This is a genomic window from Rhizobium sp. AAP116 (assembly GCF_001295785.1).
In the GTDB taxonomy this organism is placed as follows: domain Bacteria; phylum Pseudomonadota; class Alphaproteobacteria; order Rhizobiales; family Rhizobiaceae; genus Allorhizobium.
The window spans coordinates 412790-438536 of sequence record NZ_LJIB01000004.1; the positions used below are offsets into that span (position 1 = coordinate 412790).

General features: G+C 60.5%; 22 protein-coding genes. 18 read left to right on the plus strand and 4 right to left on the minus strand.

Annotation, left to right across the window (positions count from 1 at the left end; all coding sequences use genetic code 11):
* The first annotated feature begins 36 nt into the window (after window positions 1-36).
* Both IP85_RS04675 and IP85_RS04680 read left to right on the plus strand, forming a co-directional pair.
* The gene (locus IP85_RS04675; protein ID WP_054148482.1) at window positions 37-1710 is read left to right on the plus strand and encodes a formate--tetrahydrofolate ligase; all 1674 of its coding nucleotides are present in this window, start codon (window positions 37-39) and stop codon (window positions 1708-1710) included.
* A 233-nt stretch (window positions 1711-1943) separates the two neighbouring features.
* A complete protein-coding gene (locus IP85_RS04680; protein WP_054148483.1) occupies window positions 1944-4181 on the plus strand; it encodes a TonB-dependent hemoglobin/transferrin/lactoferrin family receptor in 2238 nt (745 codons plus the stop codon).
* A 56-nt stretch (window positions 4182-4237) separates the two neighbouring features.
* Here the strand turns inward: IP85_RS04680 and IP85_RS04685 are convergent, their stop codons facing one another.
* Window positions 4238-5143: an extensin family protein gene (locus IP85_RS04685; RefSeq protein ID WP_054148484.1), complete on the minus strand. Its 906-nt coding sequence runs from the start codon at window positions 5141-5143 to the stop codon at window positions 4238-4240.
* A 286-nt stretch (window positions 5144-5429) separates the two neighbouring features.
* On the opposite strand from IP85_RS04685, the gene IP85_RS04690 reads away from it, so the two are divergent.
* From IP85_RS04690 to IP85_RS04730, 9 genes are all read left to right on the plus strand, one after another.
* Entirely contained in the window at window positions 5430-7619 is a 2190-nt protein-coding gene (locus tag IP85_RS04690) for an anthranilate synthase (RefSeq protein ID WP_054148485.1), read from the plus strand.
* 170 nt (window positions 7620-7789) lie between these two features.
* Window positions 7790-8050, plus strand: a complete 261-nt coding sequence (locus IP85_RS04695) for a hypothetical protein (protein ID WP_054148486.1) — start codon at window positions 7790-7792, stop codon at window positions 8048-8050.
* Between the two features lie 50 nt (window positions 8051-8100).
* The gene (locus tag IP85_RS04700; protein WP_156322724.1) at window positions 8101-8388 is read left to right on the plus strand and encodes a hypothetical protein; all 288 of its coding nucleotides are present in this window, start codon (window positions 8101-8103) and stop codon (window positions 8386-8388) included.
* Between the two features lie 318 nt (window positions 8389-8706).
* Window positions 8707-10968, plus strand: a complete 2262-nt coding sequence (locus IP85_RS04705; protein ID WP_054148488.1) for a TonB-dependent siderophore receptor — start codon at window positions 8707-8709, stop codon at window positions 10966-10968.
* A gap of 205 nt (window positions 10969-11173) precedes the next feature.
* A complete protein-coding gene (locus IP85_RS04710; protein ID WP_054148489.1) occupies window positions 11174-12082 on the plus strand; it encodes a cation diffusion facilitator family transporter in 909 nt (302 codons plus the stop codon).
* A 16-nt stretch (window positions 12083-12098) separates the two neighbouring features.
* Window positions 12099-12563, plus strand: a complete 465-nt coding sequence (gene queF / locus IP85_RS04715; RefSeq protein WP_054148541.1) for a preQ(1) synthase — start codon at window positions 12099-12101, stop codon at window positions 12561-12563.
* A gap of 76 nt (window positions 12564-12639) precedes the next feature.
* Window positions 12640-12990: a hypothetical protein gene (locus tag IP85_RS04720; RefSeq protein ID WP_054148490.1), complete on the plus strand. Its 351-nt coding sequence runs from the start codon at window positions 12640-12642 to the stop codon at window positions 12988-12990.
* A gap of 932 nt (window positions 12991-13922) precedes the next feature.
* A complete protein-coding gene (locus tag IP85_RS04725; RefSeq protein ID WP_054148491.1) occupies window positions 13923-14600 on the plus strand; it encodes a hypothetical protein in 678 nt (225 codons plus the stop codon).
* A 96-nt stretch (window positions 14601-14696) separates the two neighbouring features.
* A complete protein-coding gene (locus tag IP85_RS04730) occupies window positions 14697-15764 on the plus strand; it encodes a hypothetical protein (RefSeq protein ID WP_156322726.1) in 1068 nt (355 codons plus the stop codon).
* Window positions 15765-15815: 51 nt separating this feature from the next.
* On the opposite strand, the gene IP85_RS04735 is transcribed toward IP85_RS04730, so the two are convergent.
* Window positions 15816-16232 (minus strand): hypothetical protein, encoded by a 417-nt coding sequence (locus tag IP85_RS04735; RefSeq protein WP_069043640.1) that lies wholly within the window; start codon window positions 16230-16232, stop codon window positions 15816-15818.
* Window positions 16233-16481: 249 nt separating this feature from the next.
* Between IP85_RS04735 and IP85_RS04740 the strand changes: the two genes are divergently transcribed.
* Both IP85_RS04740 and IP85_RS04745 read left to right on the plus strand, forming a co-directional pair.
* Window positions 16482-16820 carry a hypothetical protein gene (locus IP85_RS04740; RefSeq protein WP_054148494.1) on the plus strand — a complete coding sequence of 113 codons (339 nt, stop codon included), beginning with the start codon at window positions 16482-16484 and terminating at the stop codon, window positions 16818-16820.
* A 10-nt stretch (window positions 16821-16830) separates the two neighbouring features.
* The gene (locus IP85_RS04745) at window positions 16831-17709 is read left to right on the plus strand and encodes a CsgG/HfaB family protein (RefSeq protein ID WP_054148495.1); all 879 of its coding nucleotides are present in this window, start codon (window positions 16831-16833) and stop codon (window positions 17707-17709) included.
* 124 nt (window positions 17710-17833) lie between these two features.
* Here the strand turns inward: IP85_RS04745 and IP85_RS04750 are convergent, their stop codons facing one another.
* The gene (locus tag IP85_RS04750; protein ID WP_054148496.1) at window positions 17834-18337 is read right to left on the minus strand and encodes a hypothetical protein; all 504 of its coding nucleotides are present in this window, start codon (window positions 18335-18337) and stop codon (window positions 17834-17836) included.
* A 449-nt stretch (window positions 18338-18786) separates the two neighbouring features.
* Here IP85_RS04750 and IP85_RS04755 point away from each other — a divergent pair, with 449 nt between their 5' ends.
* The gene (locus IP85_RS04755; protein ID WP_054148497.1) at window positions 18787-20283 is read left to right on the plus strand and encodes a protein adenylyltransferase SelO; all 1497 of its coding nucleotides are present in this window, start codon (window positions 18787-18789) and stop codon (window positions 20281-20283) included.
* Between the two features lie 92 nt (window positions 20284-20375).
* Here the strand turns inward: IP85_RS04755 and IP85_RS04760 are convergent, their stop codons facing one another.
* Complete coding sequence (locus IP85_RS04760; protein WP_054148498.1) at window positions 20376-20909, minus strand: DUF992 domain-containing protein; 534 nt, start codon at window positions 20907-20909, stop codon at window positions 20376-20378.
* A 238-nt stretch (window positions 20910-21147) separates the two neighbouring features.
* Here IP85_RS04760 and IP85_RS04765 point away from each other — a divergent pair, with 238 nt between their 5' ends.
* The 4 genes from IP85_RS04765 to IP85_RS04780 all read left to right on the plus strand — a co-directional run bounded on the left by IP85_RS04765 (window position 21148) and on the right by IP85_RS04780 (window position 25179).
* The gene (locus IP85_RS04765; RefSeq protein ID WP_054148499.1) at window positions 21148-21579 is read left to right on the plus strand and encodes a pyridoxamine 5'-phosphate oxidase family protein; all 432 of its coding nucleotides are present in this window, start codon (window positions 21148-21150) and stop codon (window positions 21577-21579) included.
* A gap of 228 nt (window positions 21580-21807) precedes the next feature.
* Window positions 21808-24369, plus strand: coding sequence for an FAD-dependent oxidoreductase (locus IP85_RS04770; protein WP_054148500.1), 2562 nt, complete (start codon window positions 21808-21810; stop codon window positions 24367-24369).
* A 232-nt stretch (window positions 24370-24601) separates the two neighbouring features.
* Window positions 24602-24886, plus strand: coding sequence for a BrnT family toxin (locus IP85_RS04775; protein ID WP_054148501.1), 285 nt, complete (start codon window positions 24602-24604; stop codon window positions 24884-24886).
* Window positions 24862-25179: a BrnA antitoxin family protein gene (locus tag IP85_RS04780; protein ID WP_054148502.1), complete on the plus strand. Its 318-nt coding sequence runs from the start codon at window positions 24862-24864 to the stop codon at window positions 25177-25179. Before IP85_RS04775 ends, IP85_RS04780 begins: the two co-directional genes overlap by 25 nt.
* The last annotated feature ends 568 nt before the right edge of the window (window positions 25180-25747 follow it).

Genomic DNA, 25747 nt, shown 5'->3' on the forward strand with positions numbered 1-25747 from the left:
TCCGATCTTCTCGGCACACATAAGGGGCAGGGACACATGACCGTACCATCCGACATCGAGATTGCGCGCGCAGCCAAGAAAAAGCCGATCCAGGAGATTGGCTGCAAGCTAGGCATTCCCTCCGAAAACCTGATCCCTTACGGCCACGACAAGGCAAAGATCTCCGCCAGCTTCATCAAGGGGCTTTCGGATCGGCCGGACGGCAAGCTGATCCTGGTGACGGCCATCAACCCGACACCGGCAGGTGAGGGCAAGACAACCACGACCGTCGGCCTCGGTGATGGCCTCAACCGGATCGGCAAAAAGGCCGTGATCTGCATCCGCGAACCCTCGCTCGGTCCCTGTTTCGGGGTGAAGGGTGGGGCCGCCGGTGGCGGCTATGCGCAGGTCGTGCCGATGGAGGACATCAATCTCCATTTCACCGGCGATTTCCACGCGATCACCTCGGCCCATAATCTGCTCTCGGCGCTGATCGACAATCACATCTACTGGGGCAACGAGCTCAACATCGACACGCGTCGCATCACCTGGCGCAGGGTCATGGATATGAACGACCGGGCGCTGCGCCAGATCGTGACGTCGCTTGGTGGCGCCTCGAACGGTTTTCCGCGCGAGGCTGGCTTCGACATCACAGTTGCTTCGGAAGTCATGGCGATCCTCTGCCTTGCGACCGACCTCGAAGACCTGGAGCGGCGGCTCGGCGCGATCATCATCGGTTATCGGCGCGACAAGAGCCCTGTCTTTGCCCGCGATCTGAAGGCCGACGGCGCCATGGCCGTGTTGCTCAAGGAGGCCCTGCAGCCGAACCTCGTGCAGACGCTCGAAAACAATCCGGCGCTGGTGCATGGCGGCCCCTTCGCCAATATCGCCCATGGCTGCAATTCGGTGGTGGCGACGAAGACGGCGTTGAAGCTCGGCGACTATGTCGTGACGGAAGCGGGCTTCGGCGCCGATCTCGGCGCAGAGAAATTCTTCGACATCAAGTGCCGCAAGGCGGGGCTCACGCCCTCGGCCGTCGTCCTCGTCGCGACCGTGCGGGCGCTCAAGATGAATGGCGGCGTGGCGAAGGAGGATCTTGGCCGCGAGGATGTCGCGGCTGTCGAACGGGGCGCCGTCAATCTCGCGCGCCATCTGGAAAACCTCGCCAAGTTCGGCGTGCCGGCGGTGGTGGCGATCAACCATTTCACCAGTGATACCCATGCCGAGATTGCCGCGGTCAAGGCGGTCGCTGAAGGCCTCGGAGCAGAAGCCGTGCTCTGCCGGCACTGGGCTGACGGCTCGGCGGGGATCACCGAGCTTGCCGAAACGGTGGTTCGGATTGCCGAGACACCGTCCGCCTTTCATCCGCTCTATCCCGATGCCATGCCACTCTTTTCCAAGATCGAGCGCATTGCGGCCGAGATCTACCGGGCCGGCGAAGTGACCGCCGACAAGGCTGTGCGTGAGCAATTGGCCGATTGGGAGCGGCAGGGCTATGGCGAGCTGCCGGTCTGCATGGCGAAGACGCAGTATTCCTTCTCGACCGATCCGACGCTACGCGGCGCGCCGGAGGGGCATGAAGTGCATGTTCGCGAGGTGCGGCTCTCGGCCGGCGCCGGTTTCATCGTTGCGATCACAGGCGAGATCATGACCATGCCAGGCCTGCCACGCGTTCCCTCATCGGAACGTATCCGGCTCAATGACGTCGGAGCGATCGAGGGCCTGTTCTAGCCCGAATTTGCACCCGGAATTTGTGATATTTTCGCCACGGTGACGGCGATCACAATTCATGATGAAAGTGATCATGTTTTATATGTTGACTCAGAACATCATGTTTTATACGGCGTGATTACGGCGGAATAAATCTCTCCGCCGCGTTTTTGACGCAATCACATCAGGCCGACCTGCTTCCGTCCCCCGGGAAGCGGGACACCCTTTCTGCGGCCATTGAAAGGACGACACGCATGCGCTCCCGGTCCCTCCGCCCCATCCTGCTGGCCTGCACGGCCCTCGCAGCCATCTCCTCGCTTGCCCCCGCAAAGGCCCAGACCGCCGCAACGACGACGACTGCCAATGGCGAGACGCAGCTGCAGACGATCGTGGTGAAGGGGAAGCGGGTGCCGGTGGGGTCGGTTGCGGATACGCCGCTGGCGACGGAGACGACGGCGGAGGAGATTGAGGCCAAGCAGATCACGAGCATCGAAGATCTCGGTCGCGTGGCAGAGCCGGGTGTCAACTTTAACCGCTCCAGCGGAGCCGTGAACATCAGAGGTCTCGAGGGCGCGCGCGTGCTCACGACCTTAGATGGCATTCCTGTACCGTACATCTTCGACGCGACGCGTGCCGCAAGCGGGGGCGTTGATGCGTTCAACTTCGCGGCACTTTCGGCAGTTGATGTCATGCGTGGAGCCGACTCGAGCCGAGCCGGATCGGGTGCGTTGGGGGGCGTTCTAGCCCTCCGGACGCTTACGCCTGATGACCTTATCTCAGATGATAAGGATTGGGGCGGGGTTGCCAAAACGACCTATGACAGTTCCGACAACAGCTGGGAGGGATCCGCCGCCGTCGCGAAGCGAGTGGAGAATACCTCGGTTATGTTCCAGGGATCTTACAAAAAAGGTCATGAGCGCAAAAGCAATGGTACCGTTGATACCTTCGGCACCACGCGGACCAAGGCTGATCCTTCCGAGTACGACCAGCACAATCTCCTGTTCCGTCTGGAACAGCAGCTGGAAGGTGGGCATACACTTGGTCTAACGGCGGAGCGTTTCCGCAAGGATCGTGTAACTGATTCCAGAAGCCTACAGAACACCACCACCTTCCGGCCTGGAAACTATACTGGCAAAAAAGACACCGATCGCGATCGCGTCTCGTTGGACTACCAGTATGAAGCCCAGTCACAGGACGCCATAGTTTCCAATGCATGGGCATCCTTGTACTGGATGGATCAGCGGACCATGGACGGCTATGATGCCATCCGGCAGACCACTCCGATCGGCGCGATTGGGCGCGAAAACGATAACAACGAGCGGACGATCGGGTTTATTGGGGCCGCGCAATCCGAGCTTACGACTGGTCAGCTGAACCATACCTTCAATTATGGTCTGGACATTGCCTTCGGTGTTTCGGATCAATATTCAAGCGGTTACGATAACTGCACAACGCCTAGAACCGGAACGTGCCTAAACTTGCACACCAACCAGGCCGATACGCCGAAAGTCAACAGCAGCAAGGTTGGACTGTATTTTGATGACGAGATCGAGGTCGGTTCGTCGGGTGTGACCGTAACTCCAGGCTTGCGTTTTGATTGGGTGAAGCATTCTCCGGAAATGACACCCGAGTATGACCGCAACTATCTCAATCCGGCACTGCCGAACGGCTTCGAGGATGCGGGATTGTCACCGAAGTTGCGTCTGGCATATGACCTGCAGCCTGACGTGAAGTTTTACGGTCAGTGGGCGATGGCGTTTCGTGCGCCTACGGCCAGCGAACTCTACAGCGCGTTTGGCGGATCCGGCACTTATCTGCGCGTTGGCAATGCCGATCTCCAATCCGAAACGAGCAATGGCTTCGAGTTCGGGGTCGATCTCGGTGACGAAGAGATGGGCGCACGTGCCTCAGTGTTCTACAATCGATACAAGAATTTCATTGACGTCACCTCGATCACTGCTGCCGAGGCCGCCGCACTTGGTTTCACCGGTACTTACCCTCAAGGCAGGACCCGCTATTCCAATATCTCCGATGTTGAGATGTTCGGCGTAGATCTTTCAGCTCATAAAGTGTTCGACAACGGTTTCCGCGTTTCGGGCGGCCTTGCCTATGTGAAGGGCAATGATCTTGATCGTGGCACCTTTATCCGTTCGGTTGCGCCGCTTAAAGTCGTGGCCAGCATTGGCTACGACACTGAATTCTGGGGAGTTGGTGCCGATTTCGTCGCGGCGCAAAAATCGAGAGCCGACGACGGTAAGGGCACGGCTGGCACTTCCTATTTTAGGACTGCAGGCTACGGTGTCGTTGACCTCAATGCATGGTGGGAGCCGGAACAGCTGAATGGCATGCGGATCACCGCCGGGGTTTATAACGTCTTTGACAAGACCTACTTCGATTACGCATCGGTCCGTACAAATTCATCGACGCAGGCGCGGGACTTCTACTCTGAACCCGGCCGTACCTTCAAAATTTCGCTCACCCAGAAGTTCTGAGCTGAGCTAAATCCACAACAAAGGCGGCGCAGCGATGCGCCGCCTTTTCCTTTGCGTCACCGGCAATACCGGAAGCCGCTCTTCCGCTTGACGACATCCAGATGCATGTGATCCTGATGTGTCGCGTCGCTGCCGGGGGATAGCACCGTGTTGAAATAGAGGCAGGCGATGGCATTGAAGGCGCGCTGAAAGGCGGCTTCGGCCGTACCGTCGTCCTGTTTTGCGATCATGACAGGCTCCTCCTCGGCGCCGAAGCGCAAGGCTGCAATGTCGATCGCATTACCATAGGCGTGCTCCGACACCTTGCCGGTCTCTACGCTGTTTCGGTTGCGGCAGACATAACCCGAGGCGTGGCGGATGGCGGCAAGCTTCGGCTTGTCGGGGAAGGCGGCTTCTGCTGCCGGCTTCAGCATGTCGCGTGTCATGCGCGCCAGTTGCAATGCCGTCTCGCAGCGAAGCGTCGCCTCCGGCTCCAAGGCGACGTCCGGGAGGAGCCTTGTCAGCGTGATCGGGGCCGCGATGCCGCAGCCATCGGCGTCATCGATGGCTTTGTCCGTCTCGAAGCGCGCACCGAGCGCCTTGAGATCCGCGAGGCATGCGGTAAGAGCCTTAGGGTCTTCGACCGGCGGGGGCGGATCAAGGGGAGCGGTTTTCTGCTCGTCCCCATCAGGCTCGGCCTCGTCATTTGTTTTGTCCTTTGCGGCCTCCGTTTCCGTATGGCTCGACGGCTCTGTGCCTTCCTCTGCATCGGCCGCTGTCTCGGGCTTGCTCTGCGGTGTGGGAGCCTCGAGGGGAGCGGATGTTTGGATGCCGTCGGGCGCTTTCGCCTCTGCGTCCGGTGCTGGCGTTGCCACCTCCGGTCTCATTTGCGGCAGGGGGCCGCGCGAGGGCAGGGTAAGGCCGGTCACGATCGACCAGGCCAGCAGGAGACTGATCAGTGTCGGCGTTCTCGTCTTCGTCATCTCGTCTCCCTGTTCCCCAGTCCCCGGGTCAAAAGGCGCTAGCCGTCGAAAAGTTCATCAACTGAGCCCAGCAAAACGCCCTTGCTAAGGCAGCGGCTCCACGGTATTCGTTGGCCCATGAAGATCGTTTCGAAGACCTTTGCTTGGTGGTGGGCACGCTAACGCGGCCTTGACCAGTCATGTCTTCAGACGATTGACCCCAAAGCCGCCCGGAAACTTTCCTGAGGCGGCTTTTTCGTGTTCAAGGCCTCAGGAGACGGGCCTCGAAGAGTGGAGAAGGACGGATATGTCGACGATTTTGCAGGAAGACGGCTCGGAAGCCTATCAGACGCGCGGCGGCGTGACCGTCACGCGCAGGCGCCGGCCGACGCCCTATGGCGATGCCATCTCCACCTATGTCGACAAGCTCGACGAACGCCGTGGTGCCGTGTTCTCGTCCAACTACGAATATCCGGGTCGTTATACGCGCTGGGACACGGCGATCGTCGATCCGCCGCTCGGCATCTCCTCCTTCGGTCGCAAGGTCTGGATCGAAGCCTATAATGGTCGCGGCGAAGCGCTGCTGGCGATGATTGCCGAGGCGCTGGCCTCCGTTGACGATCTGGCACTGGGGGCACGCACTGCCACCCGCCTCGATCTCGACGTCAAGCTGCCGTCACGCGTCTTCACCGAGGAAGAGCGCTCGAAGATGCCGACGGTCTTCACCGTGCTGCGTGCCATCACGGCGCTGTTTTATTCGGAAGAAGACGCGGCCATCGGCCTGTTCGGCGCCTTCGGCTATGATCTCGCCTTCCAGTTCGACGCCATCGACCTGAAACTCACCCGTCCCGATGACCAGCGCGACATGGTGCTCTTCCTGCCGGACGAGATCCTCGTCGTCGACCATTATTCCGCCAAGGCCTGGATCGACCGCTACGACTTCACCAAGGGTGACGTCACCACCATCGGCCAGTCGGAGGAGATCGCGCCGGAGCCCTTTGTGCACACCGACACGATCCCGCCGCGCGGCGATCATCGTCCCGGCGAATATGCCGAGCTGGTTACCAAGGCCAAGGAAAGCTTCCGTAAGGGCGACCTGTTCGAGGTCGTGCCGGGTCAGAAGTTCATGGAACGCTGCGATTCAAAGCCGTCGCAGATCTCCAAGCGGCTGAAGGAAATCAATCCCTCGCCCTATTCCTTCTTCATCAATCTCGGCCATCAGGAATATCTCGTCGGCGCATCGCCGGAGATGTTCGTGCGTGTCAATGGTCGGCGCATCGAGACTTGCCCGATCTCCGGCACGATCCGCCGCGGTGCCGATCCGATCGAGGATTCGGCGCAGATCCTGAAGCTCCTCAACTCCAAGAAGGACGAGAGCGAGCTCACCATGTGCTCGGACGTTGACCGCAACGACAAGTCCCGCGTGTGTGAGCCGGGCTCGGTCAAGGTCATCGGTCGCCGCCAGATCGAGATGTATTCGCGCCTCATCCACACAGTAGACCACATCGAGGGTCGCCTTCGCGACGGCATGGACGCCTTTGACGGCTTCCTGTCGCATGCCTGGGCTGTCACCGTGACCGGTGCACCGAAACTGTGGGCCATGCGTTTCATCGAAAAGCACGAGAAGAGCCCGCGCGCCTGGTATGGTGGTGCGATCGGCATGGTCGGCTTCAATGGCGATATGAACACGGGGCTTACGCTGCGCACCGTGCGCATCAAGGACGGCATTGCTGAAGTGCGTGCCGGTGCGACGCTGTTGAACGACAGCGACCCGCAGGAAGAAGAAGCCGAAACCGAACTGAAGGCCTCCGCCATGATTGCAGCGATCCGTGACGCCAAGAGCGGCAATGATGCCTCCTCCAAGCGTGGCGTCGCCCGCGTGGGTGAGGGGGTCAACATCCTGCTCGTCGACCATGAGGATTCGTTCGTCCATACGCTGGCCAACTACTTCCGCCAGACGGGTGCCACCGTGAACACCGTGCGCACGCCGGTGCCGGAGGAGATCTTCGACAGCCTGAAGCCCGATCTCGTCGTGCTGTCGCCCGGTCCCGGCTCGCCTGCCGATTTCGATTGCAAGGCGACAATCAAGAAGGCGCGCGCTCGGCAATTGCCGATCTTTGGCGTCTGCCTTGGTCTGCAGGCGCTGGCGGAAGCCTATGGTGGCGAACTCCGCCAGCTCGCGGTTCCCATGCATGGCAAGCCGTCGCGCATCCGCGTGCTCGAACCCGGCCTCGTCTTCTCAGGCCTCGGTAAGGAAGTGACCGTCGGTCGCTACCACTCCATCTTCGCCGATCCGGCAACGCTGCCGCGCGATTTCATGATCACGGCAGAAAGCGAAGACGGCACGATCATGGGTATAGAGCACACCAAGGAACCGGTCGCCGCCGTCCAGTTCCACCCGGAATCGATCATGACGCTCGGCGGCGATGCCGGCATGCGAATGATCGAGAATGTGGTGGCGCATCTGGCGAAACGGGCGAAGGTGCAAGCGGCTTGAGGGAATAAGCGGGGCGCTTCGGCGCCCCGAATTGTTTCGGCGATAGACGCAGATCCGTGTCCGGGGGGCTAACGGCTCTTCCGACGGAGCTGCCGTTAGGTTGCTGTTTGACAGCATGTACACTCCGTTACACTATTCCCTGAAGCCAAGCCGCAAGGAGCAGTGATCTGATGACCAAGGTCGTTTTGACCACTGAAATCGACGCCGGTCTCAATCAGGCGCTTGAAGAGATCGCGCGTTTCGACAAACGCTCGGCTTCCGACCTAGCAGATCAGGCTATCCGCAATCTTGTGGAGGAGCGCGTCGTGACGCGTGAACGGGTACGTCATGGACTTCGTCTCGTTGACGCAGGTGACGTCAAGGCCGTGGACAGTGCAGAGGTGCACCGCTGGCTGATGTCTGACGAGGACGATTTTCCGGCGGCGCGCTGAAGTCCATGCATCTCCGCTACCTTCCGACTGCCGAGCCTGGCCTTCGATGGATGCGCGACTACTACAAGCGTCATCCGCAACTGGACATCGTGGCGGCGTCGGCAGCCTTGGCCACAGCGGAGCGGACGATCGTCAATCATCCCGAGAGCGCTCCACGCTTCGAGGATTTCGAGCGTGTTCGAGAATACCACATCCGCGGGACGCACTTTGCATTGCTGTATGTGGCGACTGCTGACCAGATATTGATCATCGACGTTCGCGACACTTGCGGCCAGAGAAGCGTGGATAGGCTTCGCAAGTTCCTTGCTGATCAAGCCACGCTGTTTTCCGAGAAGTGACTGTCTGGTTTTCGTTATCTTCGCGAACGCGCGGGCAACCTGAGTACCGGCGTCTTCACCCGTCCTTCTCGAATAATGACAAAAACTCTCAAGATTTTTTCTTCCCCCTGAAAAATCCTGCTGACCCGATCGTTTTTCCGTTGGCAGCCTGCGTCTGAGCCGGTGGTCTCCATGCTCATGGTCCCGTCGTTGGACGGCTTCGGTGAGCGTTGAACCCGGTGAAGCGGCCGCATGCGCGCGCAGCCTCGGTTCGAGGGACTGCGCTTTGCGGCAAGGCTTAGACGCTGCTGATCGTGTATTGGTAACAGGGGACTTTTTATGCACATGTCGAGGGGAACTCACACGCGAAGCCTGAAGGCGAGCAGGCGGAGCATTGTTGCAGGCGTTTCGCTTCTGGCGATCTCGGTCGTTTCGGCGCATGGCCAGGATGCGACCAGCGAAGACGGCGCTAACGAGAACGGTGATACGAGGCTTGCGCCGATCGTGGTGACGACGACGGCCGAAGGCCAGCCGCCGGCCTCGGGAACGGTCGGTCAGCCGCCGGAAGCCTATGCCGGCAACCAGGTGGCCAAGGGTGCGCGCCTCGGTTCGCTCGGCAATCGTTCAATCATGGAAACGCCGTTCAGCATCACGGCCTATACGGCAAAGCTGATCCGCGACCAGCAGGCGCGCACGGTCGCCGACATCACGCTCAACGACCCCTCCGTGCGCTCGGATGCGCCTGCCTTCAGCGAGCGCGATTCCTTCTTCATCCGTGGCTTCTCGGTGGTCAATCTGGACGTGCTCTATGATGGGCTGCCCTATATCGCCAACCCGCGTCGCAGCTACCTTGAAGGCATCGAGCGGGTCGAGGTTCTCAAGGGGCCGACTGCCTTCGTCAACGGCGGCATCGGCCGTGTCGGCGGTACCGTCAATCTCATCCCCAAGCGCGCCGGCGACGAGCCGCTGACCCGCCTGACAACCACCTATATCAGCGATGGTCAGTTCTGGAACCATCTCGATGTCGGTCGCCGCTATGGCCCGGCCGGCGAATGGGGCATTCGCGCCAATGGCTCCTACCGCTTCGGCGATACCGCCATGGACAGCAACGAGATCAAGGTCGGCGTTGCCTCGCTCGGTCTCGACTACGAGGGTGAAGACGTGCGCGCCTCGCTCGATCTCAGTCATTCCGACCAGCAGATCGATGCACCGACATCGCTTTTCAATGCGGCAGCCTCCGGCATTGCGATCCCGGATGCTCCCGATGGCCGCATCAACACGGCAAGCCCGTTTGAGTATCACGACAGCACCCACAGCATGGCGGCTGCCCGTGTCGAATATGATTTGCTGGACAACACGACGCTTTATGCTGCCGTGGGCGCCAGCCGCTATCGCGAGGACTTCCTGACCTCGTCCTATACGATCAACAATGCGAACGGCAATGCGACCTCTGAGCTTGCGATCCAGCCGCAGCAGATCGACGGCTATTCCGGGGAAATCGGCATCCGTTCAGAGTTCGAGACAGGCCCGGTCAACCACAAGGTCAATCTCTCGGTGCAGAAGAGCCTCAACGAGAACTACCGTGGCGGCTTTGCGCCCGGTGCACTCGGGCTGCCCGGGTCCTATTCGATGAACATCTACAATCCGAGCTACCTGCCCGGTAGCGCCGTGAGCAGTCTCAATCTGCCGACATCGGACAACCTGCCGCTGTTTGCCGACCTCTTGTCCACCAGCGTCGCGTTTTCGGACACGCTGGGTTTCTTCGACGAACGTCTCGAGGTCACGCTCGGCGGCCGCTACCAGGAAATGCGCCAGAGGGGCTTCAACACCCGGCCCGATCGCGGGACGGTTGGCGTGCAGAACTACTACTATGACGAAGCGCGGTTCAGCCCGGCCGTCGCCGCCAATCTGCGCCTGATGGACGGCCTCTCGCTCTATGCCAACTATGTCGAGGCGCTGACGGAAGGGGCGATTGCCCCGGCCGCCGCGGCCAATGCCAACGAGGTGTTCCAGCCCTTCGTCAACGAGCAGAAGGAAATCGGCTTCAAATACGATCTCGGCAGTGTTGCGTTTACCGCCGCCCTGTTTGAGATCCGTCAGGCCAGCGGCTATACCACGGCAGCCACGAACATCTATTCGGTTGACGGTCTGCAGGTAAACCGTGGTGTCGAACTGTCAGCCTTCGGTGAGCCGATCGACGGCTTGCGGCTCCTGGGCGGTGTCACCTTCCTCGATGCTGAGCTGGCAAGAACCCGGAATGGCGCCTTCGACGGCAAGGACGCGCCGGGGGTACCGAAGACGATGGTCAGCCTTTACGGCGAGTATGACCTGCCATCGATCGAGAACCTGACGCTCACCGGTCGGCTCGTCTATAGTGGCAGTACCTTCTACGACCAGGCCAACACGCAGAAGGTCGATGGCTGGACCCGCGTCGATCTCGGTGCGCGCTACAAGTTCGAACGCGAGAACGGCAAGCCGATCGAAATCCGGGCGAATGTCGAGAACGTCTTCAACGAGAACTACTGGGCATCGTCCGCGCGTGGTTTCCTCGCGGCCGGCGCACCCCGGACATTCATGCTCTCCGCCTCCTTTGATTTCTAGGCGTTGATAACATCCTGACGAAGGAATTGGCCGGGCCATTCACGGTGCGGCCTTCCGGTTCTGTGCAGAGAGCATCTCCTGCCTTGACCTTTCCTCAACCCTTCGGCATTACGCTCACACTTCAACGAACCGCCCGCTTTGCCGGGCGGTTTTGTCGTTTCTGGAATTGCGTCTGCAATTCACTCGCATCTGCAGGGAAAAGGCCATGGTGGCTGACAACAACGCTTTCGTTCGGCGGCTCGCGCTCTTCGGCATTCCGCTCGCCTTCGGGGTCATGGGGCTGAAGCTTTGCGCCTGGTGGGTGACGGGTTCGGTCGCGCTGCTGTCCGATGCGCTGGAATCGACCGTCAACGTGATTGCCGCCTTCCTTGCCTATTTCGTCATCCGCTATGCGCAGAAGCCGGCGGATGACGATCATCCCTATGGCCACCACAAGGCGGAATATCTCTCGGCCGTTCTCGAGGGCGTGCTGATCGTGGTGGCGGCACTGCTCATCATCCGCGAGGCGATCCCGGCCCTTCAGAACCCGACCTTGCCCGACGCACCCTTCCTCGGGCTCGCGATCAACGGCCTTGCCGCCGTCATCAACGCGGCCTGGGCAACGCTTCTGATCCGCGTTGGCAGAAGCCACCGTTCGCCGGCGCTTTCGGCCGATGGTCAGCACATCATGTCGGACGTCGTCACCTCCGTCGGTGTGATCATCGGTCTCCTGCTGGTGCTGGCGACCGGCTATGCAATCCTTGATCCGGTGCTTGCGATCCTTGTTGCGCTCAACATCATCTGGCAGGGCTGGAAGGTGATCGCGCAATCCGTCGCCGGGCTGATGGATGTCGCCGTCTCTCCCGAGGAAGCCGAGGCGATCCGGCAGGCGATCAAGGAGAATTCGGAAGGGTCGCTGGGCGTCCATTACCTGCGCTCGCGCCGGGCAGGGGCTGCAACCTTCGTCGCCTTCGATCTGGTCGTGCCCTCGAAGATGAGCGTGCGCGACGCCCATGTGATCTGTGACCGGCTGGAAATGGCCGTGCACAAGGCTGTGCCCGGCACGCGCGTCACCATTCACGTTGAACCCGAAAACGAAATGGCGCATGGCGCCGGCATCGAACTCGGGCGTTGAAGCAAAGGATCCCATCATGAGCAAGACCGATACGTCGGGACTGACCCAGCTCGGCCAGAGCGTGGAAGCGCCCACCAGCCCCGAAACCGCCGTTCTCGAGCGTGTGCCGAACGGCAATGCCGGCACCGACTACGTGGTGCGCTTCACCGCGCCCGAATTCACCTCGCTCTGCCCGATGACCGGCCAGCCGGATTTTGCCCATATCGTCATCGACTACATTCCCGGCGACTGGCTGGTGGAATCGAAGTCGCTGAAGCTGTTCCTCTTCGCCTTCCGCAATCACGGTGCCTTCCACGAGGATTGCTCGGTTTATATCGCCAAGCGCATCGTCGAACTTCTGGATCCCAAGTGGCTCCGCATCGGTGCCTACTGGTATCCGCGCGGCGGCATCCCGATCGATGTCTTCTGGCAGACCGGCGAGCCGCCAAAAGGCGTCTGGCTCCCCGAACAGGGCGTCGCCACCTATCGCGGACGCGGTTGATCTCAAGCGCTTCGGATGACTTCCCGCGCCCGAAGCGCTAGCCTCCGGCCCGTTGCATCCGGATCGGAGGCCCTACATGCCAAAGTTTCTTGCCGTCTATACGATGAAGCACGAGGACTTCGCGCGTTTTCGCAACCTGCCCAAGGCCGAGCAGGATGCGATCGATGCCGAGGGCATTCCGAAGTGGATGGCCTGGGAGGAGCGCAACGCTGCCGCCATCGTCAATCGAGGCGGAATGGTAGGCAGGGCCATGCGTGTCACCAAGGATGGCATTGCCCCGGCGACAAATGGGATCTGCGGCTATCTGATCGTCGAAGCGGAAACGGCAGAGGCGGCAGCCAGGCTTTTCGAAGATCATCCGCATCTCACCGTTTTTCCCGGTGATGGCGTCGATATCATGCCCTTCGTCACCGATCCGCCGGAATGAGGCCAGCCTCTGCGGTAGTCCTGTCAGCACACATACCTAAACACGGCGGCCAAGGTGCCGCCGTTCGCATCTGCGCCTCTTGGAATGGGTCGGGATCAGCCGAAGACGATCAGAGCGTCGCTGGCGACCGTCACCAGACCAAGCCTGCTGTGTCCCTCTTGCTCGGTTGAGCCAGAGCGTCCGGATATTCGGTTCCGCCGATCGGCAGTTGGCGATGATGGACGACGTTCGCGCAAGTGGTTTGCCGCTGTCCAAGGGAAACACAGAGCAAATCTACGTCGGATAGCGGAGGTCACATCCCAAATCTCAATGATCGCAACCCACTTCTCGTTGTCATTGAGACTGGGCGCCACCGCCCTGTCAGAGCCCCCTCCGGCCTGAAGTAAAATGTCACAAATACTTGAAACCGATCGTCTACGGTCGCGGCTGGGGGCTCTGGGTGCCGAAATGCCGGACCTGTGCCACGCCAAATTTGGGGATTTTTGCCGAAGGAATGGTGGCTCTTGCAACCATTGGTATTCAAGCATCTGATTCGAAAACCGTTTTTGACCGTCCACCAGTGTCATTAATCATCACTAATTTTGTGTTAATAAAGTATTGACCGAAGCAACGAGGGTGTGGTTCTATCTCGTTGGGTTGGTTGTCTCCTAGGCTTTAGTATTGCGCTACATATATAAATATAATTCGATATCTATCGTGGCGTTTGTAACGGCTTCGGGGGTGCTCGGCGCTGCTTCTATATCGAGAGATATGTCGTTGAATTGTTTCCGTTGATAAACGGCGACTTTGAATGAATCAAAATATACATAGAGATTCTCCAGAATAGTCTGGAGAGTGTTAAGCTCTGTTGTCTTGTACGGCCTAATCTCTGTCTGAGGTGGTTGAGTACGGATTGAAATCGGGGCGATAGATTAAAACAGAGGAGAGAAACTATGAAAACTATTCTCGCAGCTTCGGTCATTGCATTGATGGCCACTTCCGCAATGGCGCGTGGCTGGGGCTCGCCGCCGCCGCCGCCGCCGGTTCCGGCGCCTGAGATCAACATGAATCAGGTGTTCCAGGGTATCCAGGCCGCGCTGAACAAGATCGAAGGTGGCGAAGACGTCAACGACGTCACTCAGACGGCTCTGAATGCTGCCAACCTGATCAACCTTCCTGATGAGGAACTCGATGTTGTCACGCAGACGGCAGCTGGCGCACAGCTGGCGGCCAACTATGTGAACTTCTCCGAAGACCTGTCGGATGTCACGCAGTCGGCGACGAACGTCCTGAACTCGCTGACCGTCGATTCCGTGACCGGCTCGATCACACAGACGACGACCGCCGGCCAGGCCGCGTTGAATGCGGTTGAGGGTGTCGGTTCCTATGGCTGGAAGCATGGGAAGGGCGGTTACGGCAGCGATGACATCTATGATGTCACGCAGACGGCCCTGAATGCCGCAAACCTGGTCTCGCTCGGCAGCGTCAGTGACGATCTGAACATCGTTCAGACCTTTACCACCGGCCAGCTCGCTGCGAACTATGTCGGCGCGCTCGACAACGTCTCGAAGATCACCCAGAGCGCGACGAATGTCGCCAACTCGATCGGGGCGATCGCTTCGGGCGAATGACTTGTCTGGATGGGGGCGAGTTTCAACTCGCCCCCGTTTCTTTCCAACAGTTGTCTGAGGGGGTCCGGTTCATGATGAGCCGGGATGCGTGTTTTCATGTTCCGGAGTTTGCGAGTTTCCCTCGCAGTTGCCTGTGGGGTCGCCATTGTGGTGCCCGGCTTTCCGGCCGCGGAACCTCTCGAACTGCTCGCGTCTGACGAGGCTTCGCGCTCTACCCAGATCATCCAGCGTTTCGCGGGTCAGCAGGACGCGACGCAGGTGCTGAACTGGACGGCGCCGTCATTGGCGGTTGGGGTTCGGCAGACAGCCAGCAATGCGGGCAATGTTGTCGACATCAATGACAAGGCGCTGAAAAGTGTGCGTCAGGATTTTGACGGAAAGCAGCTTTCGCTGAATGAAATCGTGCTGAATACCGTTGCCGCCCTGGAGTCGATCGAGCAGGATGCCTCCAATATCGGCAATGCCGTGATCGGCGGCGATATCGGCAATGTCGAGCAATACTTCGCTGACGGTTCCGTGCAGCACGCGATGAACCATCTGATCCTGCCTGAATTGCCGAACACGGTGCGGCAATCTGGCCTCAACACCATGAACCTCGTCTATTCCGAGCAGTCGGTGGCGCTGAGTTCGCAGAATTTCACCAAACAGGCCGAGCAGGTCGTCGACAACAGACTGAACATCACCGGGGCCGGTGGCGGCGGAGCGATTGTCCAGGAGGGCACCAATCTTGGCAACATCATTATCGCGCGCAATGTCGATGAGGTGGTGCGCGATTTCTCCGGCGATCAGGTCATCAACAATGTCGTGACGCTCCAAAATGGCGCGCGCTGGGGTTCGATCAGCCAGAACGGCATCAATATTGCCAACTATATCGAGGCCGAGAGCATCGGTTACCTCCGCCAGACATCCAGCAATGGACGGCAGATCGTCAACAACCGGGTCGAGCAGGTCACGCTCGATGGTCTGACGCAGACGATCACTTCGCCGAACATCACCCAGAATTCGAACAACTATGTCAACGTGATCGTCTTGAAGAAAGCTTTGCCGGACGGCACGTCGCAGGTGGTCGATGTGCTGCAGTCCGCCGAGTATGGCCAGACCGTCCAGGGGGCAAATGCCGGCGCCGTGTCTCAGACCGGCAATGCGGTCGTGATCGAGCGCTAATCGCTCGGCAATCGCGCGTCGTCCAGGCGGTGATCTACCATTTCAGTGAGATCAATAATCCGCGCAGGCCGGGTCCTGGCACCATTGCGGGAACTCGATCCATGGTGCGTCGGGCCATTGTGTCGGCTTCGTCTCCATGTAGGACGCGGCCGCACGGAGGTAGTTATTCTGCGCCTTCACCAGTTTTGTCGAGCAGATATAGGCGGCATGTTGCTTGATCAGCTTGCCTATACTGTCCTTCGCGCCCTGATCCACGGTATTCGGCACGGGCTGGTTAAGGGCGGTAAAGTAGGCGTCTATCCCGGTCATGACGCTCTGCGGCGAGCCGCGGACGTAGGTTTCGCAGGTCGCGCCGGTTCGCTTCAGCTCCACCATGGCACGCACCATGTTCTCCACTGCGTTCGTCTCGGACGCTGCCGGTGAGGCCCCAAGGACCACTGCAAGTGTCAGATATGCAAATTTACGCATTGGAATCGCCTATACAATCGCTTGTCGTTTAAAGATTCTTGCTTCATCCATCTTCTATTGTCCAGCGTTGTGATTCGCGTGTCCGTTGTTGTGCGGCGGTGTTGTCTTTAAGCAACGAACTTTCGGTCACTTAACTGCTCTGTTGTTTTTTATGTAGATTTCCGCTGTCTCTCCCTGGCTTTAGTGCTATCCAAACCCTTGGTTATTGGGTGGAATGAGATGGGTAACCTATAAATTTATGGGGGTTTTATGATCAATTCTCGGCATGTCGCCTGGCTTCTTACGCTGGGTCTCATAAGCCCTGCCGCTGCCGTCGCGAACGGCCTCGGTGAGGATCGTCCCTACCAGTTTCGAACGCCCAACGAGCGCCAGGTGCTTCTCAATCTTGAGCGCACCCGCCTCGAACTGCAGGGCGAGTTCCCGGCGACCGGCGTTGGATCGGCTGCCGGTCTCGGCACGCAGCAGACCGGTAATGCCACGACCATCACGATCAATGGCTCTGGAAATACGATTACTGTCGATCAGGACAATTCCGGTGATCAGACGATCACCCAGACCGACAGCAACAATTCCATCCTGAACAATTGAGGCTTGGGGCATGACTTTTGGTAAATTCCGCAGCCTCTTGCTTGCTCCCGTCCTGTTGCTCGCCGCATGCCAGTCGCAGACGGCCGAGAAGGCCCCGAAGGAACCTTTCCTCGGGCCTGTTCCGATTGCGACGCGCACGCCGGTCGACGCAGCGCTTGAATGCCTGAGCAAGACGCCCGAGGTGCAGCGCTATCCGCGCATGTTTGCCGTGCACGTCATCACCGACCAGACTGGTCGCTATTCCTCCGAAGAAGCCGGTAACTACCTGCCGCGCGACAGCGCCGGCATGATGGTCTCGCTGCTGCAGAAGGCTGGCGTAAAGCAGGTCAACCGATCGAACACGGCCGTTTCCGAATGGGAAATTGCCCGAGCCCGAGAGCAGATCCTGGGCGACGGCGGCAATGTCGTCGTCGGCGATGAGAGCCTGCCGTTCCGCCCGCTCGTCAAGGGTGCGCTGCGCGGCTCCGATTATGTCATCGATGGTGTGATCACGCAGCTCGACTTCAACACCTATTCCGATGGCATCGAGGCAACCGTGGGTGGCGGCGGCGGTGGCGCCCGCCGGTTTGCCGTGACGGCGGCCGTCGACATCCGGGTCACCGACACCAAGTCGACGCGCATCGTCAGGGCCAAGTCCTATTCGAAGCAGGCCGTCGGGCGCGAAGTCTTCGCCTCCGTCTTCCGCTTCTTCTCCGACGAATTGTTCGACATCAAGATCGGCACGAAGTCACAGGAAGGCCTGCAGGCCGCGGTTCGCTGGACACTCGCCGATGCAACCTATGATCTGGTCAAGGAGTTGACCGGCCACAAGGGCGCCTGCGACGTCTATCTGCCCAAGGCGTCCCAGGACGATCGGGCCGAGACGACAGTGGTCGCCTCGGCCAATTGAGCCCTTTCCGACTGCATCAGGAGTGGCGCCGCTGCGGCGCCGTTCGCCATGACCCGACAGTCAGGCCTTTCAGTTGTTTGTGTTCAATAATTCCACTCGATCCGTTGAAGACGCACGCCCGTCTTCACTTCTCCACGCCCAGCACTTCCGCGCAACGCGACAGGCTGAAGCCGTCGCCATCGGTGTCGTTGCTTGCACGGATGCTGGTGATTGCGCCCGAGGCGTCACTGTTGATCTGCAACTCACAGAAGAGCTGCTGATACTGCGGCGGCGTGATCATCTCGGGTTCCCAGAAGGGATCACGGGTCATGACGCGTGTCTGGGTCACGACCGTCTGGCCGGATCCGTCGGTGCGGGTTTCCGTACGCACGATGGTGCGGTCCGGTTCCGGGCTTGAATAAGTCGGCGGGATGTAGCGTGTCTTGTCGCCGCCGCGCCAAGTATAGATCTTGCCGGATGACAGCGGATATTCGCTCTCCGGCGGACCATAGGCTGCGAAGAAGCGCTCGACAGGCTGGCCGATCCAGCGCGACTGCAGGGCGCGATTGGCATCCTCCGTCGTCGTGCAGCCGGCAAGCAGCGTAAGCGGCAGAAGAAAAGCGGCGATCAGGTTTCGGGCGGGGCGCATTTGGTTCTCGCAAGACGGGTGCGTGGTGAGGTCTTCAGTCGTACTGCGTCGGGGGCATGGCCCGCAAGATGGTGTGGTGCCCTGTCGGGCAGAAGCTCTGGTCCAATCCTGGTCGTGTCGACTGATGGGGCTGGACCGCCTGCGTTTTCCCCGACAGCTGCCTCTTCTATGCCGATTTTCGCATGGCGAGTGTTCTGCCCTTCAATCACGTCGCGGGGACGTTGCGGGGCTGCAGTCCATCGACTATCCGGCCGTTTTCGCTTGGTCCCGGCGGTTGGCGGCTTGCCGGCCTGGGCCGAGCCCTTTCTCGGCCTGAACGCGCCGCTCCTTCCCACCGGCACCGCTCTCCGCGGAAAGACCGGCAGCGCCCCGGTCAGAACCCGCGGGCTGAGCCGCGGTTCGGCTTGTCTCGTGACAGGGTAGTCCCATATCAGAGGAAAGCCAAACACATGTCCGCTCCTTCGCGGACAAGGAGTGCCATCTTGTTTTCCTTCGACAACAGTTATGCCCGCCTGCCGCAGACCTTCCACCGGCCGGCCAGACCCGCTGCCGCGTCCGCTCCGAAGCTGATCCGCTTCAACAAGGACTTGGCCGATGAACTCGGCCTCGATGTCGCTGACGCCGACGAGGGGCGGCTTGCGCAGGTCTTTGGCGGGCAGATCATTCCGGTTGGCGCCGAGCCGCTCGCCCAGGCCTATGCCGGTCACCAGTTCGGCCATTTCAATCCACAGCTCGGGGATGGCCGTGCCCTGCTGCTCGGCGAAGTGATCGACCGTGGGGGCAGGCGGCGGGACATCCAGCTCAAGGGCTCCGGCCCGACGGCCTTCTCGCGCAATGGCGACGGCATGGCGGCTCTTGGCCCGGTTTTGCGCGAATACATCGTCTCGGAAGCTTTCGCCGCGCTCGGCGTGCCGGCCACCCGGGCACTCGCCGCGGTTTCTACGGGTCAACAGGTCGTCCGCGAGACCATGATGCCAGGTGCGGTCTTCACCCGTGTCGCGTCAAGCCATATCCGCGTCGGCACCTTCCAGTTCTTCGCGGCGCAAGGCGACGAGGCGGCGGTCCAGACGCTCGCAGATCACGTGATCGACCGCCACTATCCCGAGGCGCGCGACGCTGAAAATCCCTACCTTTCCATGCTGACACTGGTCGCCGAACGGCAGGCGCGGTTGATCGCCCGCTGGCTCTCGATCGGCTTCATCCACGGAGTGATGAACACCGACAACATGGCGATCTCGGGCGAGACCATCGATTTCGGCCCTTGCGCCTTCCTCGATGAATACGATCCGCGCAAGGTGTTCTCCTCGATCGACCAGCGCGGCCGCTATGCCTATGCCAACCAGCCCGGGATCGGTCAGTGGAACATAGCCCGGCTTGCCGAATGCCTGCTGCCGCTGCTCGATGCGGATGAGGAGAAGGCGATCGAGGCGGCGAACGGTGTTCTCAAGGCCTTCGGCGACGTCTTCCAGGAGGCATGGCTCGCGCTCTTCAAGTCCAAGCTCGGTCTGGCGGGCGAGGGGCCTGACGATCGGCTGCTGATCACCGACTTCCTCGAACTGATGCATCAGGGCGAGGCCGATTTCACGCTGACCTTCCGCACCCTTTCGAAGGTCGCTGGCGGGGCAGCCGTCGAGACGTTCACCGATCTCTTCATCGTGCCACAGTCGGGGCTGTCCGACTGGCTCACCCGCTGGCGGGCCCGCATCGATGATGATCGCACCGCCGCCGAGCGGCAGGCTGCGATGGAAGCGGTCAATCCGGCGCTGATCGCCCGCAACCACCGGATCGAAGAGGCCATCGCCGCTGCCGTCTACGGCGACTTCTCCTTCTTCCACCGGCTGGTCGAGGCGCTTGCCAATCCTTACGCGGAGGATCCCGACACCGCGGACCTGCGCGTGCCCCCGACGCCAGAGGAGCGGGTCACGCGAACCTTCTGCGGGACCTGAGTTGGTCCTCACGGCGGCGACTGACGCGCAGCACGAAAAAAAAAGGCGCCCCTTGCGAGGCGCCTTTTCAATTCTGTGACGGATGCGGCCGATCAGATTGCCGACGGCTGCAGCGTCATCGAGGTCCCGGTTGCTGCGATGTTCAGGCCGATCTGGCCGGAAATGCTGACGGGCTGCAGGTGGATCGAGCCGGAGGTGCCGCCGAACAGCACATTGGCACCGATGCCGGCGCCGACGGTCGCTTCTGCGGTTGCGCCGCCATAAAGGCCGCCGAGCGAGCCCTTGTGGTAACCGGCGGTCGGGGCGAAGACGGCCCAGATCACGCGGCTCTGGGTGGTGAAACCGAGGTCGACGCCGAACTTCTTGATCGAGCCGGAATAGGTGTCGAGCGGCTCGCCGTCGATCACGGAGGTAAAGGCACAATCGGCTGTTTTGGCAGAGCCGAGGACATAGCCGAAGCCGCCGCCGATCTGGCAATCCAGGTAGCCGATGCGCACACCGCCGACACGGTCGCTTTCGATGACGACGGGGGCAGGAGCCGCGCCGGTCATGTCTGCGGCGGCGGTAATGCCGGCCGAGGTGAGGACGGGGAGGGCGGCGAGGGTGAGCGTAACGAATTTCTTCATGGGATTTCTCCTTCCATGTTCTGCTGCCCGCGGGGAGGTTGGCCGTTTTCGGCTTCTCGGGCAGCGTGGAACAACGCCTATCGGCAAAGATTGATCCAACTGAGGCTGAAGATAGGCGGCAAGGTGGCGATCCACCGGCTTATCGGCCCAAGGGGAAACGACGTCGCGCCGGGCTTCCCTTGCCGGAACATTCGCCCCGTTCGGCGCTTGTCCCGGACACCCAAGCAGGAGGCCTCCCATGACACTCACCCTTCCCGACCTCGCCAAGAAGATGCAGAAGATCGACTTCTGCATGATGATCACCAAGTCCGAATTCGGCGCCATCGCCAGTCGGCCGATGAGCAATAACGGCGATGTCGACTATGACGGCGACAGCTACTTCTTCTCCTATACCGACACCCGCAAGATCCGTGAACTGACCGCCGATCCGACCGTGTCGCTAACGTTTACCGCGCCGCCCAGCCTGCTCGGCAAGCCTGGCATCTTCGTCGCCGTCTCCGGGCGCGGCAGCCTGATTGCCGACAAGGCCGTCTTCGAGGCCCACTGGACCAAGGATCTCGATCGCTGGTTCCCTGAAGGTATCGACACACCGGGCCTCGTGATGATCAAGGTGCATGCAGAGACCATCCAGTATTGGGATGGCGAGGACAATGGCGTCATCCGCGTCTGATCTCCAGGTCCGTCAGCTGCGAGATGGGGCGTCGACTGTAGTCGGCGCCCCATCTCGTTCCCGACGCGACATCCTCTCTGCCCATCCCGCCGCGATCAGACGGATTTTGCAGTGCAAACGGGTCGTGCGTCTCTTGCAGAATGTCGCAGACAGGCTGCAATTGTCTTTGCCCGCCTCTTAAGATCGGCGCTACATCATCCACTCCCAGACATCAGGGTTCACAAGGCTATGGCAGAGTTTCCGACCAAGGCGAAAGTCGTCATCATCGGTCTAGGCGGCATCGTCGGCGCGTCGATCGCCCATCATCTCATCGAGCGCGGCTGGGACGACATCGTCGGCATCGACAAATCGGGCATACCCACAGACATCGGCTCGACCGCCCATGCCTCCGACTTCTGTTACACCACGTCCCACGACTATCTCTCGGTCTGGACCACCCAGTATTCGATCGATTTCTTCGAGAAGATGGGCCATTACGCTCGCATCGGTGGCCTCGAAGTTGCCCGCACCGGCGATGACATCTGGATGGAAGAGATCAAGCGCAAGCTGTCGTCTGCCAAGGCGTTTGGTACCCGCGCGCATTATGTTTCGCCGGCTGAAATCAAGGCACTCTTCCCGCTGATCGAGGAAGACCAGGTCATGGGTGGCATGTTCGACCCGGATGCCGGCCTCGTCATTCCGCGCAGCCAAACCGTTGCCGGCAAACTCGTTGATGCCGCTGAAAAGTCCGGCAAGCTTCAGATGTTCGGCAATACGCCGGCCCAGTCCCTCATCGTCGAGGGTGGCCGCATCAAGGGCGTCGTCACCCATCGCGGCACCATCATGGCCGATCACGTCGTGGTCTGCGCCGGCCTCTGGGGCCGCCTGATCGCCGAAATGGTCGGTGAGGATCTGCCGGTCATGCCGGTCGACCATCCGCTCACCTTCTTCGGCCCCTATAACGAGTTCGAAGGCACCGGCAAGGATATCGGCTATCCGCTGCTCCGCGACCAGGGCAACTCCGCCTATATGCGCGACACCGGCGACCCGAAGACGTCTGAAGGCGGCCAAATCGAATGGGGTTATTACGAGCAGCACAATCCGCGCATGTGCCATCCGCGCGAGCTCCTCGAAAAGCACGAGGCGCGCCTCTCGCCCTCGCAGCGCGACCTCGACATGGAGCAGATCATCGAGCCGCTCGAGCGCGCCATGGAGCTCACCCCGATCCTCGGCGAACTCGGCTATAACGAGAGCCATTCGTTCAACGGCCTCCTGCAGGTCTCCGCTGCCGGCGGCCCGTCCTGCGGCGAAAGCCAGAAGGTGCGCGGCCTCTGGTACTGCGTCGCCATCTGGGTGAAGGACGGCCCGGGCTATGGCAAGCTGATCGCCGACTGGATGACCGATGGCCGTACGGAAATCGACCACAACTCGATCGATTACGCCCGCTTCTACCCGCACCAGCTGACTGAAGATTTCATCGCCGGCCGCTGCTACGAGGCCGCCCAGAAGATCTACTTCCCCGCCGTGCACACCCGCGAACCCTATGCCAGCGGTCGCGGCGCAAAGCGCTCGCCGATGTATGAGCGCGAAGTCGAACTCGGCGGCCACTTCATGGAACTCGGCGGTTGGGAGCGTGCGCATGGCTACGCCGCCAACGAGCATCTCCTGGAGAAGTATGGCGATCGCGTTCCGGTTCGTGAAAACGAATGGGATAACAGACACTTCTGGCGCGTTTCGAATGCCGAACATCTGGCGATGAGCGAGGATTGCGGCATCGTCAACCTCAGCCATTTCCACATGGTCGACATCGAAGGCCCTGACCATGTCGAGCTGCTCGAATGGCTCTGCGCCGCCAAGATCGGTGGCGACGCCAATATCGGCAAGGGCATCTACACCCACTTCCTCGACGACGAGGGCATGGTGCGCGCCGACTTCACCGTCTTCCGCCTCGCCGACCGCTGCCGCCTCGTCAACGGCGCCGATGCCGGCCCGCGCGACTTCCACTATATGAAGCGCGTGGCACAGGATCGCGGCCTCGATGTCACCATCACCGACACTTCCGAAAAATACATCACCATCGGCATCTGGGGCCCGAATGCCCGCGATACGCTGAAAAAGGCCGTCGCCGATCCTGCTGGTCTCGACCCCGAAAACTTCCCCTTCGCCGCGATCAAGCAGATCGAAATTGCCGGCAAGTCCGTCACTGCCTTCCGCATCTCCTATGTCGGCGAGCAGGGCTGGGAACTGCACATGAAATACGAAGACGGCCTCGCCGTCTGGGATGCCCTTCGTGCCACAGGCGTCATGGCCTTCGGCGTCGAAACCTATGCCAATTCCCGCCGCATGGAAAAGAGCCTGCGCCTGCAGAACGGCGACCTGCTCACCCAGTACAACCTGATCGAAGCGGATCTGGCGCGTCCCAAGGTCAAGGAAGCCGATTTCCGCGGCAAGGCCAAACATCTCGAATACAAGGCGCGTGACAAGCAGCCCGCCATGCTCTGCACGCTCGTGATGACCGACAATGTCGACAAGTCAGGCACCGCCCGCTACCCCGTCGGCTCGATGCCGGTCATGGATCCCGCGACCGGCGAGGTCCTGATCGACAGCCTTGGACGTCGGTCCTACACCACGTCGGTGGCTTACGGCCCGACGATCGGCAAGAACATTGCGCTGGCCTATCTGCCGGCGGAGTATTGCGAAGTGGGGCGGAAGCTGAACGTCGAGTATTTTGCTGAGACCTATCCGGTCGAGGTTGCGGCGGTGGGGTATAAGCCGCTGTATGATCCGGAGAATCTGAAGCCGCGCAGCTGAGGTTGGGGCAACGGCTCCGTCGTCATGCTCGGGCTTGTCCCGAGCATCTGCAACCGTTTGATTTTATTGACGTTGTAGATCCTCGGCACAGGGCCGAGGATGACGCAAAGTAAGAGTTAAGCGGTTTGTCATCAAGCTGAACCCGTCGGTCGTGGGACCGGCGGGTTTTTTGCGTTTACATCTATTGGCACGCCCGTCTTGATATCGCTATTAAATGTAGCTACATTTAATCATGAAGATCATCTGGGATGAACCCAAGCGGCGCGCCAACCTGGAAAAGCACGGCTTCGACTTCGCCGATGTCAGCGAACTCGATTGGGAGAATGCCGTTGTCGAAGACGGCAGGCCAGATGCGGATGGCCGGCGACGGCTGAAGGCCATCGGATATTTCCGTGAGGGGACGGCAGCCGTGGTCTTCGCCCTTCTCGGATCGGAAGCCATATCGATCATCAGCTTTCGCCCGGCAAGCGACAAGGAAAGAAGGAGGCTTCCATGGCCACCAAAGGCAAGACACTGAAAACCTTCGAGCCTGGACGCGGCTATGACCGCGAGGACTGGGATGCCGTCGAGTTTCCGGAACTCAGCGACGAGGAACTGGCGAAAATGCGCCCCGCGCAGGAGGTCTTGCCGCCTGCCTTCTTCAAGGCAATGGAGGACCACCGCCGTTCGCGCGGGCGTCCAGCCGTGGAGCATCCGAAAAAGCAGGTCACGCTGAGGCTTGACGAAGACGTCATCGCCAAATTCCGCGAGACCGGCAAGGGCTGGCAGGGGCGGCTCAATGCTGCCCTGCGCAAGGCGGTCGGGATTTGAGGAACTCTAGGAGCGGCACGCTTCACCTCCCCCCATGCGGGGGAGGACGGAAAATCTAAGGCTTAGGCGAGCGCAAGCCGCCTAAACTTCAGATTTTCCAGGAGAGGGGCATGGTTCCGTTGGCACTCACCTGACCGAGCCCCCCTCTTGCGAAATCTGAGGTTTGGCCCTGATCGAGCCAATTCCTCGATTTCGCTTTCTCCCCCGTAAGGGGGGGAGATGGGCGTCGCGCTTGCGGTTCGCTCCCGCTTCTCCCCAGCGGGGAGAAGATGGTCCGCAGGACCAGATGAGGGGGGGCGCGAAGCGCAAGGCAGCCCGGGAGAGCATTGGCGGATTGATCGAGGTTCTGTGCTCGCCGGCATTCGGCTGCGCCGCCCCCTCATCCGCCCCTTCGGGGCACCTTCTCCCCGCTGGGGAGAAGAGGGGAACTCCCATTTGCGCCCCATTTTCCGAAAAAAGGGGGATGACTTTGAGGAAATCCCGAGCAAAATCAAACCCCGACATGTTTTTTCATCCCCGCCCATTTCCACGCGCTTACCCTAATCCCCGTCCCGCCCTCGGATACACC